The 3,940-nt window shown below is 43.7% G+C and carries 4 protein-coding genes; all 4 read left to right on the forward strand.

Features of this window, described 5'->3' with window-relative positions; genetic code table 11:
• Positions 1 to 808 (forward strand): GspE/PulE family protein (locus PX484_RS21640; RefSeq protein ID WP_288105449.1); only part of this gene is annotated, 808 nt, incomplete at its 5' end.
• 210 nt (positions 809 to 1,018) lie between these two features.
• Positions 1,019 to 2,125: a type IV pilus twitching motility protein PilT gene (locus tag PX484_RS21645; protein ID WP_002800519.1), complete on the forward strand. Its 1,107-nt coding sequence runs from the start codon at positions 1,019 to 1,021 to the stop codon at positions 2,123 to 2,125.
• A gap of 126 nt (positions 2,126 to 2,251) precedes the next feature.
• Positions 2,252 to 3,466, forward strand: coding sequence for a type II secretion system F family protein (locus PX484_RS21650; protein ID WP_002800520.1), 1,215 nt, complete (start codon positions 2,252 to 2,254; stop codon positions 3,464 to 3,466).
• Between the two features lie 108 nt (positions 3,467 to 3,574).
• Positions 3,575 to 3,940 (forward strand): hypothetical protein (locus PX484_RS21655; protein ID WP_288105451.1); only part of this gene is annotated, 366 nt, incomplete at its 3' end.

Consider the following 3,940-nt stretch of genomic DNA (forward strand, 5'->3'; position numbering starts at 1 on the left):
GATCGAATATTCTCTACCAGGCATCACCCAGGTGCAGGTAATTCGCGAAAAAGGCATGGATTTCGCCTCGATTCTGCGGGCATTCATGCGACAAGACCCGGATGTGATTCTGGTGGGAGAAACTAGGGACAAGGAAACGGCTAAAACAGCGATCGAGGCCGCCTTAACTGGTCACTTGGTCTTAACTACCCTACACACCAACGATGCCGCAGGTGCGATCGCTCGTCTCGATGAGATGGGGGTTGAAACGTTTATGATCTCTGGTTCTCTGTTGGGAGTTTTGGCCCAGCGTCTGATGCGGCGCGTCTGTACCGAGTGTCGAGTCGCCTATCACCCCACCCAAGAGGAATTGGCCCGTTTTGGTCTTTCCGCCGCCAATGAACAGGAAGTGACCTTTTATAGGGCTAATACCCTGACCATAGAGGAAATTCAACAGGCGCGAAGAGAGGGCAATCTCTGCGTCAAGTGCAACGGCAGCGGTTATAAAGGTCGCATCGGTGTCTATGAGGTAATGCAGAATAGTGAACGACTACAGCAATTAATTAACCAAGGGGCAACCACCGATCGCATTAAGGAGGCGGCCGTCGATGAGGGCATGGTGACACTCCTAGCCTACAGTTTAAATCTGGTGCGCGAGGGTTACACCACCCTCGAAGAAGTGGAACGGGTGACATTTAGCGATTCTGGTCTGGAAGCGGAATTAAAAGCTAAACGGAAAAGCGGTTTAATCTGTAGTGGTTGTCGCGCCGAACTACAACCAGAATGGCTCGATTGTCCCTATTGTATGAGACCGCGATTTAGTGGTTAAGACAGTTTTTCAGTGATCAGTGATCAGGGAACTCCGGAACAGGCAAAAGTATTATGAATTTGTCTCCTGACGGAAAAGAGGGTGTAGGGTGTGGGGTGTGGGGTGTAGGGAAAGAAACCTCTTTCACCTGTGGGGGTGAAAATTTTTTCATCGGGACTGGCTCCTATCCCCTTTTCAGTTTTCACTTTATAGATAGATGGAGTTTAACTTATGGACTTAATGATCGAAGATTTAATGGAACAATTGGTCGAGATGGGCGGTTCCGATATGCACATTCAGTCCCGTGCGCCGGTCTATTTTCGCATTAGTGGCAAACTCACCCCGATTAATGAAGAATCTTTAACCCCGCAAGATTGTCAGAAATTGATTTTTAGTATGCTCAATAATAGTCAAATAAAAGAGTTAGAGCAGAATTGGGAATTAGACTGTTCATACGGGGTGAAAGGATTAGCAAGATTTAGGATCAATGTTTATAAAGAAAGGGGAGCTTATGCAGCTTGTTTACGCGCTTTGTCCTCTAAAATTCCTAACTTTGAACAATTAAATTTACCAGAAGTAGTCCGAGAATTATCGGAAAGACCGAGGGGATTAATTCTCGTAACTGGACAAACAGGTTCAGGTAAAACTACCACTTTAGCATCAATTTTAGACTTAATTAATCGGACTAGGTCTGAACACATTTTAACTGTAGAAGACCCAATTGAATATGTTTTTCCTAATATAAAAAGCCTGTTTCACCAACGACAAAAAGGAGAAGATACCAAGAGTTTTGCTAACGCATTAAAAGCAGCTTTACGCGAAGATCCTGATATTATCCTTGTGGGAGAAATGCGGGATTTAGAAACAATTAGTTTGGCAATTACGGCGGCGGAAACCGGTCACTTAGTCTTCGGAACCCTACATACTAGCTCGGCAGCGGGAACAGTCGATCGGATTATTGACGTTTTCCCCGCTAACCAACAGTCACAAATTCGCTCCATGTTATCCAATTCTTTACTAGCAGTTTTTAGTCAAACCCTAGTCAGGAAAAAAAATCCTAAACCGGGGGAATTTGCCCGGGCAATGGTACAGGAAATCATGGTGGTAACTCCAGCGATCTCTAACCTAATTCGCGAAGGAAAAGCCCCCCAAGTTTACTCAGCAATTCAAACGGGAATGAAGCTAGGAATGCAAACTATGGAACAGGGATTAGCTAATTTAGTTGTTAGCGGTGTTATCTCCTTTGAAGAGGCGATTTCTAAAAGTAGTAAACCCGATGAATTACAACGTCTTGTCGCTGGGTCCAGTGCTAACGCCAAAACTAAAGCCCGGATTTAATAACAAATCCTGTGTAAAAGGGATAGGAGAGTGGGAAATGGGAAGTTTTTTTAGTAAACAGTGAACTGATAACTGATAACTGATAACTGATAACTGATAACTGATAACTGATAACTGATTTGTCCTATGCCTACTTTTGTCGCACAAGTTAAGAGCAGCTCTGGAAAAGTTTTCCAAGAGAAAGTTGAAGCTATGTCTCCCGATCATGCCCGAATGATGCTGAAGGCGAAATATGCTGCCGTCGGTAAAATCAAAAAAGCGGGAGGAGAGATCGATCTTTCTGGTTTAGAGTTGATGTTTGCCAAGATTTCCATCAAAGATAAAGCGGTTTTTTCCCGTCAATTTTCGGTAATGATTAATGCTGGTGTGCCGATTGTGAGATGTTTGGGAGTTTTGGGGGATCAATCCGGTAATCCCAAGATGAGAAAAGCACTACAAGCGATTAGTGCTGACGTACAGCAAGGCAGTCCGTTATCGCAAGCGATGGCCAAACATACGGAATGTTTTGATGAACTTTATATCAGTATGATCGAAGCTGGAGAGATGGGGGGGGTACTCGATGAAGTGCTGCTCCGTCTCTCGAAACTTTTGGAAGATATGGCCCGCTTGAAAAACCAGATTAAATCAGCAATGACCTATCCGGTAGCGGTGGGAATTTTGGCGGTAATTGTGTTTTTCGGGATGACGATCTTTTTAATTCCCGTGTTTGCGAAAATTTTCACCGATTTGAAGGTGCCACTACCAGCTTTAACGCAATTTATGCTCTTTTTAAGTGGTGTGATGCGTAGTTGGTTGATTTTAATTCCGATTGTCACCATTCCTGCCACGGTTTTTTTACTGCGTCGCTATTACAAAACCCCGATGGGTCGTCTGCAAATTGACCAGTTTTTCCTTAAAATGCCTCTTTTTGGTGATTTGAATGAAAAATCGGCTGTGGCTAGATTTTGCCGGGTTTTTGGGACTCTGACGCGTTCTGGTGTCCCGATTTTAAGTTCCCTTGATATCGTTTGTAATACGGTGGGTAATCAGGTAATTGCCAATGCGATCATCGGTGCCAAGGAGGAAATTCAGCAGGGGGGAATGATGAGTTTAGCCATACAAAAAGCCAATGTTTTCCCAGCTTTGGCCATTCAAATGATTAGTATTGGTGAGGAAACGGGAGAATTAGATGCCATGATGATGAAAGTGGCGGATTTCTACGAAGATGAGGTGGAACAGGCCGTTAAAGCTTTAACCAGTATCATTGAACCCTTGATGATGGTCGGTATTGCCGGGATAGTGGGAACTATTCTTCTGTCTATGTACTTGCCCATGTTTAAAATCTTCGATGCCTTGGGATAAGTTTATCAGTGATCAGTGATCAGTGATCACTGATCACTAACTATTGCCAGTAGCTGGAAATCAGCAAGATTTGAATTTTCATCTCCTTTTACTTGATTAGGTGAATCTGTGTCTTACGAAACTTTATTAGCGGAATATAGCTGTCGTCAGGGGGCGATCGAATTATTGCGACAATATCGCCCTTATTTAGGGTTAATTCCTAGTATGCGTCGTCCGGAAGAGAGTTTAATTACTATTCCCTTGCCCTTGGTCAGAACTCGTCCATCTTCTGCCCTTGAATCTAGAAAGACGGTACAATTAGCCTGCGATTTGGCTATTCTGATGTGTGATCCAGAATGGAAAATTAAATTAGGTTCAGAAATCCTGATTTTTATCCATCGTCCGGGGGAAGATTTTTCTGATTTGTTGAAACGCTGGCGCGAAACCCAAATATGTTTAGATAAAGAATATGAATGGTTAATGCCCCCCAGAGAA

The organism is Microcystis sp. M49636_WE2 (genome assembly GCF_030065375.1).
GTDB lineage: Bacteria > Cyanobacteriota > Cyanobacteriia > Cyanobacteriales > Microcystaceae > Microcystis > Microcystis aeruginosa_C.

What these genes read in the sequence shown, in the direction of transcription:
- PX484_RS21645 (WP_002800519.1), top strand. Translation starts at nt 1,019, where the DNA reads ATGGACTTAATGATCGAAGATTTAATGGAACAATTGGTCGAGATGGGC.
- PX484_RS21650 (WP_002800520.1), top strand. Translation starts at nt 2,252, where the DNA reads ATGCCTACTTTTGTCGCACAAGTTAAGAGCAGCTCTGGAAAAGTTTTC.